The sequence below is a fragment of the Mycobacterium sp. 1165196.3 genome (assembly GCF_001673415.1).
Classification (GTDB): Bacteria; Actinomycetota; Actinomycetes; order Mycobacteriales; family Mycobacteriaceae; genus Mycobacterium; species Mycobacterium europaeum_A.
In genome coordinates, this window is sequence record NZ_LZLU01000157.1 from 1 (window position 1) to 14,121 (window position 14,121).

Genomic DNA, 14,121 nt, shown 5'->3' on the forward strand with positions numbered 1-14,121 from the left:
ATCGTTTCACTCTGCATCGTCGCGCGACGTCATGCCTGTTGCAGCCGGCTCTGCTTGTCGGCGGCGGCCAGGGCGTCGAACAGGGCGTCCAGGTCACCGTCGAGGACCTGATCGAGATTGTGCGACTTGAAGTTGATGCGGTGATCCGCGATCCGGTTCTCCGGGAAGTTGTAGGTGCGGATGCGCTCGCTGCGGTCCACCGTGCGGATCTGGCTGGCCCGGTCCGCCGAGGCATCGGCGAGCGCCTGCTCTTCGGCCAGGGCCTGCAGACGGGCGGCCAGCACCTGCAGGGCGCGGGCCTTGTTCTGCAGCTGCGAGCGCTCGTTCTGGCAGGTGACGACGATGCCGGTGGGCAGGTGCGTGATGCGCACCGCGGAGTCGGTGGTGTTGACGCCCTGGCCGCCCTTGCCCGACGAGCGGTAAACGTCGATGCGCAGGTCCGACTCGTCGATCTGCACCTCGCCGACTTCTTCGGGTTCGGGATACACCAGCACGCCGGCCGCCGAAGTGTGAACGCGGCCTTGGGATTCGGTCACCGGGACGCGTTGCACCCGGTGCACTCCGCCCTCGAATTTCATCCGGGACCAGACCCCGTCGGCGCTGTCGCCCTTGCTGGCGATGGCCAGCGTCGCGTCCTTGTAGCCGCCCAGATCCGAGGTGGTCTCATCCAGCACGGTGACGGTCCAGCCGTGCCGCTCGGCGTAGCGGATGTACATCCGCGCCAAGTCGGCGGCGAACAAGGCCGACTCTTCGCCGCCCTCACCGGATTTCACTTCGAGGACGATGTCGTCGGCGTCATGCGGGTCGCGCGGGGCCAGCATGTCGGTGAGCTGGGTGTCCAGCTCGGCCACCTGGGCTTCCAGATCCGTGACCTCGGCGGCGAAGGAGGCGTCGTCGGCGGCCAGCTCTCGCGCCGTCTCCAAGTCGTCGCGGGCGGCCGCCAACTTGCGGTAGGTGCCCACGATTGGGGCCAGCCGGGCGAACCGGCGTCCGGCCTTGCGCGCCTCGTCGGGATTGCTGTGCAATTCGGGGTCGGCCAGCCGGCGTTCGAGGTCGGCGTGCTCGGCCAGCAGCACGTCTATGGTCTGTACCGGTTTGGTCACTGCCTTACCTCCTGCCCCGTTTCGCCCGTCGTTGCCGCAAACGCAAACCGACGCCCGGCCCGTGCGAGGAGTCGCACAGTTCGGGCGTCGGTATCCGAGCTATTTGTCGGCAGCAGCTCCGGCGTTGCGCTTGCCGTAGCGCTTCTCGAAGCGGGCCACCCGGCCACCGCTGTCCAGGATCTTCTGCTTGCCGGTGTAGAAGGGGTGGCACTGCGAGCAGACCTCGACGACGATGCGGCCGCCGTCCTTGGTGCTGCGCGTCTGGAAGGTGTTGCCACAACCGCAGAGCACCGTGGTCTCCGCGTAGGCGGGGTGAATGTCAGCTTTCATGATTCCTCTTCGATCGTGTCGAGCGTGATTATGCCAGGTCAACCCCTGTCCTCCCAAAACACGGGGACGCCCCCTGGCATTCCCGGCCCGTGGGTGGCCGGCGCGAGACATAGACCACGACGATCGCACGCGGCGTGTCGGGTGCGTGGTTTACGTGTCGCGGCCGCCGGCGGACCGGGTTAGTCGTTGTCCATCCCGGGGGTCGTCTTGGACACCTGGACCAGGAACTCGTAGTTGTTCTTCGTCTTGCGCAGCTGCGACATCAGCAGGTCGATGGCCTGGTGTGAGTCCAGCCCCGACAGCACGCGGCGCAGCTTGTGCACGATGCCGAACTCGTCCGGCGAGAGCAGCAGCTCGTCCTTGCGCGTACCGGACGGGTTGACGTCGACCGCGGGGAAGACCCGCCGCTCGGAGATCTTGCGGTCCAGCTTCAGCTCGGCGTTACCGGTGCCCTTGAACTCCTCGAAGATGACCGTGTCACCGGTGGAGCCCGTCTCGACCATCGCGGTGGCGATGATGGTCAGCGATCCGCCTTCCTCGATGTTGCGGGCCGCACCCAGGAACCGCTTGGGCGGGTACAACGCGGTGGAGTCGACACCACCGGACAGGATCCGGCCCGACGCCGGCGACGCGTTGTTGTACGCGCGCCCGAGGCGGGTGATCGAGTCCAGCAGCACGACGACGTCCTTGCCCTGCTCGACCAGCCGCTTTGCCCGCTCGATCGCCAGCTCGGCGACCGAGGTGTGGTCGGACGGCGGCCGGTCGAAGGTCGACGCGATGACCTCACCCTTGACCGAGCGGGTCATGTCGGTGACCTCCTCGGGACGCTCGTCGACGAGCACGACCATGAGGTGGCATTCCGGGTTGTTCTTGGTGATCGCGTTCGCGATGTCCTGCAGGATCGTGGTCTTACCGGCCTTGGGCGGCGACACGATCAGCGCGCGCTGGCCCTTGCCGATCGGCATGATCAGGTCGATGACCCGGGTGGTCAGCCGGTCGCTGGTGGTCTCCAGACGCAGGCGCTGGTTGGGGTACAACGGCGTCAGCTTGGAGAAGTCGGGACGCTTCTTGGCGTCCTCGACCGAGCCGCCGTTGACGCTGTCCAGTCGCACCAACGGGTTGAACTTCTGCCGCTGGTTGGGCTGTTCGCCTTCCTTGGGCACGCGGACCGCGCCGGTGACGGCGTCACCGCGACGAAGGCCGTTCTTGCGCACCATGTTCATCGACACGTAGACGTCGTGCGGGCCGGCCAGGTAGCCGGAGGTGCGCACGAAGGCGTAATTGTCGAGAACGTCAAGGATGCCGGCTACCGGCTGGACGACGTCGTCCTCGCGCAGTTCGGTGTCGCCACCCTCGCCGGATCGCTCGCCCCGGCGGCGGCGGTCGCGGAAGCGGCGTCCCCGCCGGCCCTGACGGCCCTCGCCGTCGTCGTCCTGTTGGTTGGAGCCGCCGCGGCCCTGCTGGCCGCCCGAGTTCTGATCCTGGTCGTTGCCGCCGCCGTCCTGGCCGCGGTCGTCGTTCTGGTTGTCGTTTTTGGGCTTCTGGCGCCGCTCGGCCTCACCGGTGGCTGCGCCGTCACGGCCGCCCGAGCCCTCGCGGTCGGCCTCGTCGTTGCCGCGGCCGGCCGAACCGGCCTCGCGGGAGGCGCCGCGTCGTTCGCGGCGGGGCGTCTCGGTGCTGGCGCCGTTCTGGTCGCCCTTGGCGGCCGGCGCTTCTGCGCTGTCGGTGCCGTTCTTGGCGTTGTCGTTGATGTCCGACTTGCCGCTGTCCTCAGCGGTCTTGGTGCCATTGGCCGGAACGCCATTGGCCTGTCCCCGGACTTCTTTGATCGCGGCGATCAGTTCGTTCTTACGCATGCCCGACGTCCCTTTGACGCCAACTTGATTGGCCAGCGCGCGCAGCTCGGGCAGCACCATCGTGGACAGTGCACCTCCCGAGACGGCGGGTTTCGCGTCTGGAGTGTCAGTCACGGCGTTCGACAGTTGATTGGCGTCAGTGTTTTCGCCAGCCGTGAACAGGTCCGTATCAGTCACGGATTTCCTTTCTTCCCCCGCTGATCAGGTCATACGGGGGGTTCGTTGCATTCAGGCAATTGCCGAGTGCGCCCAATCATCGACTCTGCAACGGTGATCGCCTGGATCGGCGGAGTAAACGGCGAACCTCGTCCACAAGAAGAATTGGTGTTGTCCTAGCGGCAAGGCAGTATGGATGCAGATGCAGATGCTGCGATTGCTGGACGGCTCCGAGGATAGCCCCCATCCCTGTCGGAAGCAAGCAAACCCTCCGGCCACCCTGTGGATCAACCGACGACGGTGACCCCCGGGCTCCAGCGAACAGGTTCGCCAGCCGTCATTTTGGTGATGGCAAATCCGTGTGTCGCCCCGTACTCCACCACTTCGGAGGGGAGCTCCGACGCCGTGGTCAGCGCAATCAGCGATGGTCCGGCCCCGGAGAGCGTCGTCGCAACGTTATGACGCCGCAGCAGCCGCAAATATTCCGCCGAGGCCGGCATGGCCGGTGCGCGCTGCGGCTGGTGCAACACGTCCTCGGTCGCCGCCATGAGCAGGTCGGGGCGCTCGGTCAGCGCCACCACCAGCAACGCCGCGCGACTAACGTTGAAGCGGGCGTCCTCGTGGCTGACCTGCGCGGGCAGCAGCACGCGGGTCTCCGCGGTGAGCGAGCGTTCCTCGGGAATCGCGGAGTACAGGTGGATATCGGGGTGCAGTCGCAGCGGCACCGCCGCGTACGCGGGGCGATCACCACCGCGGTCCACCCACGACACGACCGCACCGCCCAGGACGGCGGCCGCCGCGTTGTCGGGATGACCCTCGAACTCCGAGGACAGCTGGATCAGCTGGGTCTCGCTGAGGGGATTTGAATCCGCCTGTGCGACAAGGCCATTAGCGGCCGCCAGCCCGCCAACCACCGCGGCCGCGGACGAGCCGAGCCCGCGCGAATGCGGGATGGCGTTGCGGCAACGCACCAGAAGGCCCGGTGCGCGGACCCCGACGGCCCGCAGCCCACATTCCACGGCACGCACCACCAGGTGCTCCGGACCTACCGGCAGCTGACCCGCCCCCTCGCCCTCGACCAACACCACCAAGCCGGAATCGGTTGTTTCGACGGTGATTTCGTCATAGAGGCTCAACGCCAGGCCGATGCTGTCGAAGCCGGGACCGAGGTTGGCGCTGGACGCCGACACCACCGCGCTGGCCACCAGCCCCGCGGGCAGCATCGGGGTCATCAACAGCCCTTCGTTGCGAGCGCGCACATTTGTCAGGCCAGCCCCAGCTTTTCGACCACCAAGCCCGGATCCACCGGCAGCGGGGTCACGGTCGGCATGTCGCGCAGCGCGGTGTCGGGGTCCTTGAGGCCGTTGCCGGTCACCGTGCACACGACCGTCGACCCGCGGGCCACCCAACCGTCGTCGACGGCCTTGAGCAGTCCGGCGATGCTGGCCGCCGAGGCCGGTTCGACGAACACGCCTTCGGACTCGGCCACCAGGTGATAGGCGGCCAGGATCTCCTCGTCGGTCGCGGCCAGGAACCGGCCATTCGATTGCTGCTGCGCGTCAACGGCCGCCGTCCACGACGCGGGCGCGCCGATGCGGATGGCGGTCGCGATGGTCTCCGGGTTCTTTACCGGCGCGCCGTGCACCAGCGGGGCCGCACCGGCCGCCTGGGTGCCCAGCATGCGCGGCAACCTCTCGATCAGCCCTTCGTGGTGATACTCGGTGTATCCCTTCCAGTACGCGGTGATGTTGCCCGCGTTGCCGACCGGCAGGGCGTGCACGTCGGGCGCGGTTCCCAGCGCGTCGACGATCTCGAACGCCGCCGTCTTCTGGCCCTCGATGCGCACCGGGTTGACCGAGTTGACCAAGGCGATGGTCGGGAAGTCGGCGGCCATCTTGCGGGCCAACTCCAGACAATCGTCGAAGTTACCGTCGATCTGGATGATCTTGGCGCCGTGCATGACCGCCTGCGCGAGCTTGCCCATCGCGATTTTGCCCTGCGGTATCAGCACCGCGCAGGTGATGCCGGCGCGCGCCGCGTAGGCCGCCGCCGACGCCGAGGTGTTTCCGGTGGACGCGCACAGCACCGCCTGCTGGCCGCGCGCCAGCGCATCGGTGACCGCCATCGTCATGCCCCGGTCTTTGAACGAGCCGGTGGGATTGAGGCCTTCGACCTTGAGATGCACGCTGCAGCCGGTCTTTTCCGAGAGCCGACGCGCCGCGATCAGGGGGGTGCCACCCTCGAGCAGGGTGACCGGGGTCCAGTCGTCGCCCACGGGCAACCGGTCCCGGTAGGCCTCGATGAGACCCGGCCACGGTTTGTGGACGGCGGTGCGCGGGGCGCTCATAGGGTGGTCCCTTCCAGTCGCAGCACGCTGGTCACGCTCTGCACGACGTCCAAATCGGCCAGCGCCTCCACGGTTTCGGACAGCGCGGCATCGGTGGCGCTGTGGGTGACCACCACGATGCGGGCGCCCACCCGTCGTCCGTCCTCGTCCGCGACGCCTTCCTGACGAACTTCGGCGATGCTCACCTCGCGCTTGGCGAATTCGGCCGCGACCGAGGACAGCACGCCGGGCTTGTCGGCGACGTTCATGCTGACGTAGTAGCGCGTGGAGATGAAACCCATTGGTGCGATGGGCAGTTGGGCGTACTTGGATTCCTTCGGCCCGCGGCTGCCCAGCACCCGGTTGCGCGCGGCCATCACCATGTCACCGGCCACCGCGGACGCGGTCGGCGCGCCGCCGGCGCCCTGACCGTAGAACATCAGCCGGCCGGAGGCCTTCGCCTCGACCACCACCGCGTTGAACGCGCCGTTGACCGTGGCCAGCGGGTGTGACAGCGGCACCAGCGCCGGATAGACGCGCGCCGAAACCCGTTCTTGGCCATCGTCGGTCGTGATGCGCTCGCAGATGGACAGCAGCTTGATGGTGCAACCGAGGGCCCGGGCCGACTCGAAGTCGGCCGGGGTGACCTTGGTGATGCCCTCGCGGTGGACGTCGTCGGCGGTCACCCGGGTGTGGAAGGCGATGGACGCCAGGATCGCGGCCTTGGCCGCCGCGTCGTAGCCCTCGACGTCGGCGGTGGGGTCGGCCTCGGCGTAGCCCAGCGCGCTGGCTTCGGCCAGCGCCGTGTCGTAGTCGGCGCCGGTGCTGTCCATCGCGGACAAGATGTAGTTAGTGGTGCCGTTGACGATGCCGGCCACCCGCAGCACCGTGTCGCCGGCCAGCGACTGTGTGAGCGGGCGGATGACCGGAATGGCGCCCGCGACGGCCGCCTCGAAATACAGGTCAACGTGCGCGCTTTCGGCGGCCTGTGCCAGCTCGCCGGTGGAGGTGGCCAGCAGCGCCTTGTTCGCGGTGACGACCGACTTACCGTGCTCGAGGGCGCACAGGATGGCCTTGCGGGCCGGTTCCACCGGCCCCATCAGTTCCACGACGATGTCGACGTCGTCGCGCGCGGCGAGCTCTTCGATGTCGTCGGTGAGCAGTTCGACCGGGACACCGCGGTCATCGGCGACGCGGCGCACTCCGATGCCGCGCAACACCAGGGGTGCGCCGACACGGGCGGCAAGGTCATCGGCGCTGTCCTCGATTATTCGGACAACTTCGCTGCCGACGTTGCCCAACCCGAGTACCGCTACACCGACCGGCTTTTCGTCACGGGGCACAGTTTCACCTCACTTCCAGACTTAGGAGATCGTCGACCGTCTCGCGCCGCAAGATCAGACGCGCGCGGCCGTCGCGCACCGCGACGACGGCGGGGCGGCAGATCATGTTGTAACGGCTCGACAATGAATAGCAGTAGGCGCCGGTAGCGGCCACCCCGAGCAGGTCGCCGGGCCGCAGATCGCCGGGAACCCAGGTGTCGCGCACCACGATATCGCCGCTCTCGCAATGCTTTCCGACGACACGAGCCAACTCCGCCGGCGCATCGCTGAGCCGCGAGACCAGCCGGGCGTCGTACTGCGCGTCATACAGGGCGGTGCGGATGTTGTCGCTCATACCGCCGTCGACGCTGACGTAGCGCCGGTGTGCGGTGGCGCTGACGTCGACGTCCTTGACGGTGCCCACCTCGTAGAGCGTGATGGTGCCCGGCCCAGCGATCGCGCGCCCGGGCTCGACCACCAGCCGCGGGGTCGGCAGTCCGACGGCCGCCGACTCGTTGCGCACAATCGCGCTCAGCTTGGCGGCCAGCTCACCCATCGGCGGCGGATCGTCGGCGGCGAGGTAGGAAATGCCAAGCCCGCCACCGAGGTCCACGGCGGAGATCTGCGCCGTCTTGTCGACACCGAACCGCTCCACGGCGTCGTGCAACAGGCCGATGACCCGGTGCGCGGCGATTTCGAAGCCGGCGACGTCGAAGATCTGCGAACCGATGTGACTGTGCAGACCCACCAGCCGCAGGTGCTGGGTCTCGAATACCTTGCCCACGGCGTCCAGGGCCGCACCGCTGGCCAACGACAGGCCGAACTTCTGGTCCTCGTGTGCGGTGGAGATGAACTCGTGGGTGTGCGCCTCGACGCCGACCGTGAGACGCACGAAGACGTCCTGGACGATGCCCGCCTCGGCCGCGATGGCATCGAGGCGTTCGATCTCGATCATCGAGTCCAAAACGACATGCCCGACACCGGCTTTGACCGCCGCCGTCAGTTCGGCGACGGATTTGTTGTTGCCGTGAAAGGTGATCCGCTCCGGTGGGAAGTTGGCGTGCAACGCGACGGCCAGTTCACCGCCGGTGCACACGTCGAGCGACAGCCCTTCTTCGTCGATCCAGCGCGCGATCTCGCTGCACAGGAACGCCTTGGCGGCATAGTGCACGTTCGTGCCGCCACCGAAGGCGGTCGCGATCTCGCGACAGCGGGACCGAAAGTCTTCCTCGTCGACGACGAACAGCGGGGTGCCGTACTCCTGGGCCAGGTCGGTCACCGGGACTCCCGCGATGGCGGCGACTCCATCGTCATTGCGAACTGTGTTGCGCGGCCACACGTTCGGCGCCAGCAGCAGCAACTCCTCGGGGGATTGCGGCCGCAGCGGGCTTTCGGCGTGGCGGGCCTCTTCGGCGTGCCGAGGGCCGGCGGGGTGAACGTTCACATTCGCTCCGGAGCCGTGACGCCCAGTATCGCCAGGCCGTTGGCGATCACCTGGCGGGTCGCCTGGCACAGCGCCAGGCGTGCGGTGTGCAGGTCGCTCGGTTGCTCATCGCCCTGCGGCAAGACCCGGCAGGAGTCGTAGAACCGGTGGTAGTCGCCGGCGAGGTCTTCCAGGTACCGGCACACCCGGTGGGGTTCGCGCAAGGTGGCCGCCGTGTCGAGCACCCGCGGGAACTCGCCGATGGTGCGCAGCAGCGTCCCCTCCTTGTCGTGGCTGAGCAACTCGAGGTGGCCTTCAAAACCGGCGCCGCCGGGGATCAGGCCGAGTTCGGCCGCGTTGCGGGCCAGCGCCGAGAGTCGGGCATGCGCGTATTGCACGTAATAGACCGGGTTTTCATTCGACGCCGACGACCACAGCGCGAGGTCGATGTCGATCGGGGTGTCCACCGAGGAGCGAATCAGGCTGTAGCGCGCCGCATCGACGCCGATCGCCTCCACCAGGTCGTCCAGCGTGATCACCGTTCCGGCCCGCTTGCTCATCCGGACCGGCTGGCCGTCACGGACCAGGTTGACCATCTGCCCGATGAGCACCTCGACGGCGGCCGGGTCGTCGCCGAACGCCGCCGCCACGGCCTTGAGCCGGGCGATGTATCCGTGGTGGTCGGCCCCCAGCATGTAGATGGCCAGGTCGAAGCCGCGCTGGCGCTTGTCCAGGTAGTAGGCGATGTCACCGGCGATGTAGGCGGGCTTGCCGTCGCTCTTGATGACGACGCGGTCCTTGTCGTCACCAAAGGCGCTGGTGCGCAACCAGGTTGCGCCGTCCTTCTCGTAGATGTTGCCGGTCTCGCGCAGCCTGCCGATGGCTTGGTCGACCAGGCCCTTGGTATGCATCGAGTCTTCGTGGGTGTAGACGTCGAAGTCGGTGCCGAACTCGTGCAACGACTCCTTGATGTGGGTGAACATCAGGTCGACGCCGATCTCGCGGAAGGTCTCGCGCATCTCGTCGTCGGGCAGGCTCAGCGCGTCGGGCGCCTTCTGCAGCACCTGAGCGGCGATGTCGTTGATGTAGGCGCCCGCGTACCCGTCTTCGGGGGTGGGCTCGCCCTTGGCCGCGGCGATCAGCGAGCTGGCGAACCGGTCGATCTGCGCGCCATGGTCGTTGAAATAGTATTCGCGCACCACCGCGGCGCCCTGTGTGGACAACAGCCGCCCCAACGCGTCGCCGACGGCGGCCCAGCGGGTCCCGCCGATGTGGATCGGCCCGGTGGGGTTGGCCGAGACGAATTCCAGGTTGATGTTGCGTCCGGCCAGTGCGTCGGAGTGGCCGTATCGGTCGCCGGCGTCGATGACGTTGGTGACGACGACGGCCTGCGCCGACGCCTCGAGGCGCAGGTTGATGAAGCCGGGTCCGGCCACCTCGGCCGAGGCGACGCCGTCGGCGGAGGCCAGCGCCTCGGCGAGCCATCCGGCCAGGTCGCGGGGGTTGGCACCGACCTTCTTGCCCAGCTGCAGCGCCAGGTTGCTGGCGTAATCGCCGTGCTCGGGATTGCGGGGACGTTCCACGGTGACCGTCGGCGGCAGCGCGGCAGCATCGAGCCCGCGCTCGGCCAACACCGCGGCGGCGGTGGTCTTGAGCAGCTCAGCCAGGTCAGCGGGGGTCACGAGCGTCCATCCTATTGGCTGGTGCGCCCCCACCCCGAATCCATTGCGGTGACGGGGCGGCCGCTTGGATGCGTTAGTCTGTCCGTGCTTGTTCGAAAGCCCCATGGCGCAACAGGTACGTGCGCCCCCGTAGCTCAGGGGATAGAGCGTCTGCCTCCGGAGCAGAAGGCCGCAGGTTCGAATCCTGCCGGGGGCACCAGGTCAGCCTATGTTTGTACAGTGGTTGGGCAACTTCCGGGCGATAGCCGCCTTTTGCAGGGGTGCGGCGTGATGCCGTCCATCGCAGCCGTGGTTTAGGTTGCTTTGAGGGGTAAGTCTCATTGCGATCTGGCTTTAGGGAAGGTTTGCGTGGATCGAGTTACGAAGGGCCTTCTGAAGACCTACGTGGACGGTGCAGGACTCGGGAGGCTTAGCGAGAGTCAGCAATTCGAGCGCTTCGTTGCGCATATTGCATTGTCCAAGATATATGGGGGCAGTTTCTCGGCCGATGACTTCTGCGTGGGCGATGGCGTGCAAGGCGTTGACGCGGTCGCACTCTCGGTGAACGGTAGCTTGGTAGAAGATTACGCAGAGCTTGAGGACGTTCTATCGGAAACCGACTCCATCCGAGCAGACTTAGTTTTCATTCAGGCCAAAACATCTGCGAAATTCGAACTCGGCGACTTCAGCGTTTTCGCGGATACCGCTGCTTCACTTGTTACGAGTGATCATTCCGATGTGCTACCGGAATTTTCTGAAATGGTCAACATGTTGTGGGAACACTCGGATCGTTTCGTCGAGAACCCAATAGTCCGACTTTATTACGTCACCACGGGCAAGTGGGAGTCTCCAGACCCTCTGTTGAAAAAGATTGCTCAAACCAAGAACTTCCTACTCGACTCTAACCTCATATCGCGTGCCGATTTCCACACCTGGGGTGCGCCAGAGGTACAAACGAACTGGAGGGCAATTGATCGAGGGCTACAAACGACAATCCTCTTCGAAAGTAAGACGACGCTCCCTGAAATGCCGCAGGTTGAGCAAGCCTTTCTGGGAATCCTCCCTGCAGATCAATTGCTCGAATTAATCACTGACGAGGAAGGCGAGATTCGCAAAGCATTATTCTATGACAACGTACGCGATTTCCAAGGCGACGTCGATGTAAACGCCGATATTCGGAGGACTTTAAGGTCCAGCGATCGAAAGCGCTTCTGTGTCCTAAACAATGGCGTAACGGTTGTCGCGAGGGCTCTCAAGACGACTGGTGACCGATTTACGCTTGAGGACTATCAGGTAGTGAATGGCTGCCAAACGAGCCATGTCCTGTACGCGGAGAGGGAGTTTTTAAAGGGCGTTCATGTGCCTTTCCGCTTAATTGTGACAGCTGACGATGAGGTGGCGAAGTCCATCACTACTGCCACAAATCAACAAACGCAGGTCAGTAAAGAAAACCTTCTCGCATTACTTGACGAACAGAAGGCGATCGAGCAGTACTTCAATGCCTACAGAGCGGATGAGGGTCACCGTATCTACTATGAGCGTAGGTCCAAGCAATGGGCAGGATCACAGCAAGTTCGCGGGGCTTGGCGAGTTATAACGCTTCGAAACCTTCTGCAGTCATTTGCGTCCATGTATCAAAAGGTACCCCACACGGCCGCTCGATATTACGGCGACCTTCGTGACCGCGCCAAAACTGAAGTATTTATCGGCGCGAACCACCCAGCGTACTTTTACTCGGCTGCGTATGCGTATTGCAAACTCGACCAGTTCTTCCGCAATGAACAAATCGATCGGAGGTTCAAGCCGGCGCGATACCACCTGCTTGCTGGCGTTCGTACTGCATTCACTGGATCGCAGCAGGCAGACAAGATCGAAAGGACGGAAGCAAAAGCTGAACGAGCACTTGCCTCGTTCAACAAATTTCTTTGGGATGACAAGAAATATTTAAGGGGACTCCTTGATGTTGGCGCGGTCGTCGACCGATTAGCGAACGGCGAAATTACCCGAGACTTCGGTCGAAACAGGGAGCAGACGGAGGCGTTGCTCGCCGAAGTTCTCAAAAGTGTAAAGCTCACCTAGTGGAGTGTCCCCACTGACCGCGTTGTGACCAGCGGCGTCAATGCGATTATGGTTCGGCGGGCAAAGCCAGTTTCGGTCCCGGTGTCGTACTCCCTTCCGTGGTGTCGAAAGCGCTCAAGACTTCGTGGTACCGCTTAAGCCTCGCTTCCGAACAATCACGGGTGCGCAAGCTACCCGCTGATCCGGCGGATCTTCCACGCTGGTAGAGACCGGCTCAGAGGTTCATCTGTTTCATCGAGCGCCGAGCCGAGAAGGCCATTGGAATCCCCATCGTGATTGAGCCTCGACGGAGTGATCTGGCGACAGAGGTGCGCGAGTCAACGTCGTCGCTAGCTGAGTGGAAGGCTAACAAGCTTTCTCGGCACTTCGGCATGCCTGCACATGCGGCATAAAACCACGCAGCGAAATCGACAACCCGTCATCGCTTATCCTCGGCACTGTCGCACGGTCCTCGGGTCGGCTTCAAGCCGGTCGGCGGGCCTTGAAGATAGTCAGCTCGAGCCGCGCAGCGCCACAGCTGCGCGCGGACCGTTGAATAGCAATCCGCGTGTGACCCGCATAAACTCACGCAGTTATGGGGCACGGTGCACTGCAAGTCTTCCCCGCCGAGCTAGCAGCTACCGCCAGCCAGTGGGAAGCGCTGACCTCCCAACTCGTGGGCGCGCCACCGGCGCCGGGGCAACCGTTTCAGGCCACCACGGCGGCCGTGAACGCCGTGAACGCGGCGATCGGTGTCACTGCAGCGGCCTTCACCGCGCGGACGCAGGAAACGGTCGGCGGGGTAACCACAGCTGTCGGCGGATACACCGCCCAAGAGGCCACATCGGCAGCCGACATAGCCGCTGTCACAGGGGTGACGGTGGTCTAGATGCCCGCGACCCTCTCGCAGATCGAGGCTTGGAGCACCGGGCACCTCATCGACGCGGCCGCCTACTGGACGCAAACCGCCGACCGCTGGGAAGACGCATTCCTGACGATGCGCAACCAGGCACAATCCATCACCTGGCACGGCGCCGGTGGCGACGCGTTACGGCAACGCACCGGAGCCGATCTATCCGTCGTCAGCGGCAAAGCCGACCTGCTACGGCAGGCAGCCGGAATAGCCCGTAACGGCGCCAGCGACATCAGCGCGGCCCAGCGGCGAGTCCTCTACGGCGTCGAAGACGCCCAGAACGCGGGATTCACTGTCGGAGAAGACTTATCGGTCACCGACACCCGCAGCACCAGCCCGGCAGAACGGGCCGCGCGCCAAGCTCAGGCCGAAGCATTCGCCGCTGACATCCGGTTGCGCGCCGAGCAACTTGAAGGGGCAGACGTCAAGGTCTCCAGTCAGCTCACAGCCGCTACTGCCGGTCTTAGCGGCGGTGGCTTTGCGCCAGGACCGGGCTCCAGCCACGGCACCCAGGCCGACAACCGCACCACGCCGGGGTCGAACCGCAACAACGGCGCGAAGTTAGTCGACTACTTCAAACAAGACGGCGGACCGCAGCCTCAGCCGCAGCCGCAACCCACGGGTCCGGAGGCCGGGGGGCCGCAGCCGGTGCAACAGCCCAGCTTCTTGGACCAGTACAAGCAGGAACTGACTTCGCCCGGACCGTCATCACAGCCACCCATAACCCCGATGCCCGCGTTTGGACCCCGCCCCGACCCTGGCCCCCAACCCAAACCAGGACCCATGCCTCCCGCGGTACCGGAACCAAGTTTCGGGCAGTGCGTGGGAGCGCAGGTGAAAGCCAACGTTGGTCAGGACATGATTAAGGACGGGTTCAAGGGAGCCGTCACCAAGGCAGGCATCGGTGCGGTGTTAGGCGCAGGGCTCACTCCTGAAGTCGGCGGAGCAGGGGCGATACCCGGCGCGGTACTGG

At 65.3% G+C, this 14,121-nt stretch carries 11 protein-coding genes and 1 tRNA gene; 4 read left to right on the top strand and 8 right to left on the bottom strand.

What is annotated here, in order from left to right; all coding sequences use genetic code 11:
- Nucleotides 1-29 precede the first annotated feature (29 nt).
- The 8 genes from prfA to argS all read right to left on the bottom strand — a co-directional run bounded on the left by prfA (nucleotide 30) and on the right by argS (nucleotide 10,198).
- Nucleotides 30-1,103, bottom strand: coding sequence for a peptide chain release factor 1 (prfA, locus tag A5659_RS16955; RefSeq protein WP_066876624.1), 1,074 nt, complete (start codon nucleotides 1,101-1,103; stop codon nucleotides 30-32).
- Nucleotides 1,104-1,202: 99 nt separating this feature from the next.
- Nucleotides 1,203-1,433: a 50S ribosomal protein L31 gene (gene rpmE / locus A5659_RS16960; protein ID WP_066873624.1), complete on the bottom strand. Its 231-nt coding sequence runs from the start codon at nucleotides 1,431-1,433 to the stop codon at nucleotides 1,203-1,205.
- Nucleotides 1,434-1,612: 179 nt separating this feature from the next.
- The gene (gene rho, locus A5659_RS16965; protein ID WP_066873621.1) at nucleotides 1,613-3,466 is read right to left on the bottom strand and encodes a transcription termination factor Rho; all 1,854 of its coding nucleotides are present in this window, start codon (nucleotides 3,464-3,466) and stop codon (nucleotides 1,613-1,615) included.
- 266 nt (nucleotides 3,467-3,732) lie between these two features.
- Nucleotides 3,733-4,668, bottom strand: coding sequence for a homoserine kinase (gene thrB, locus A5659_RS16970; RefSeq protein WP_066873644.1), 936 nt, complete (start codon nucleotides 4,666-4,668; stop codon nucleotides 3,733-3,735).
- A gap of 41 nt (nucleotides 4,669-4,709) precedes the next feature.
- A complete protein-coding gene (gene thrC, locus A5659_RS16975) occupies nucleotides 4,710-5,792 on the bottom strand; it encodes a threonine synthase (RefSeq protein ID WP_066876623.1) in 1,083 nt (360 codons plus the stop codon).
- Nucleotides 5,789-7,114, bottom strand: coding sequence for a homoserine dehydrogenase (locus A5659_RS16980; protein WP_066873615.1), 1,326 nt, complete (start codon nucleotides 7,112-7,114; stop codon nucleotides 5,789-5,791). Before A5659_RS16980 ends, thrC begins: the two co-directional genes overlap by 4 nt.
- A gap of 4 nt (nucleotides 7,115-7,118) precedes the next feature.
- A complete protein-coding gene (lysA, locus tag A5659_RS16985) occupies nucleotides 7,119-8,477 on the bottom strand; it encodes a diaminopimelate decarboxylase (RefSeq protein WP_197498045.1) in 1,359 nt (452 codons plus the stop codon).
- A gap of 56 nt (nucleotides 8,478-8,533) precedes the next feature.
- Complete coding sequence (argS, locus tag A5659_RS16990; RefSeq protein ID WP_067024200.1) at nucleotides 8,534-10,198, bottom strand: arginine--tRNA ligase; 1,665 nt, start codon at nucleotides 10,196-10,198, stop codon at nucleotides 8,534-8,536.
- 123 nt (nucleotides 10,199-10,321) lie between these two features.
- On the opposite strand from argS, the gene A5659_RS16995 reads away from it, so the two are divergent.
- The 4 genes from A5659_RS16995 to A5659_RS17010 all read left to right on the top strand — a co-directional run.
- A tRNA-Arg gene (locus A5659_RS16995) sits at nucleotides 10,322-10,397 on the top strand.
- A gap of 149 nt (nucleotides 10,398-10,546) precedes the next feature.
- A complete protein-coding gene (locus A5659_RS17000) occupies nucleotides 10,547-12,256 on the top strand; it encodes an AIPR family protein (RefSeq protein WP_067182785.1) in 1,710 nt (569 codons plus the stop codon).
- Between the two features lie 574 nt (nucleotides 12,257-12,830).
- Nucleotides 12,831-13,124 carry a hypothetical protein gene (locus tag A5659_RS28580; RefSeq protein WP_067021422.1) on the top strand — a complete coding sequence of 98 codons (294 nt, stop codon included), beginning with the start codon at nucleotides 12,831-12,833 and terminating at the stop codon, nucleotides 13,122-13,124.
- The coding region (locus A5659_RS17010) for a hypothetical protein (protein ID WP_067182788.1) at nucleotides 13,125-14,121 on the top strand (997 nt) is incomplete at its 3' end.

Bases quoted from the DNA above. Each gene is read 5' to 3' on its own strand.
- rpmE (WP_066873624.1), bottom strand. From the start codon at position 1,433: ATGAAAGCTGACATTCACCCCGCCTACGCGGAGACCACGGTGCTCTGC.
- thrB (WP_066873644.1), bottom strand. From the start codon at position 4,668: ATGCTGCCCGCGGGGCTGGTGGCCAGCGCGGTGGTGTCGGCGTCCAGC.
- thrC (WP_066876623.1), bottom strand. From the start codon at position 5,792: ATGAGCGCCCCGCGCACCGCCGTCCACAAACCGTGGCCGGGTCTCATC.
- A5659_RS28580 (WP_067021422.1), top strand. From the start codon at position 12,831: ATGGGGCACGGTGCACTGCAAGTCTTCCCCGCCGAGCTAGCAGCTACC.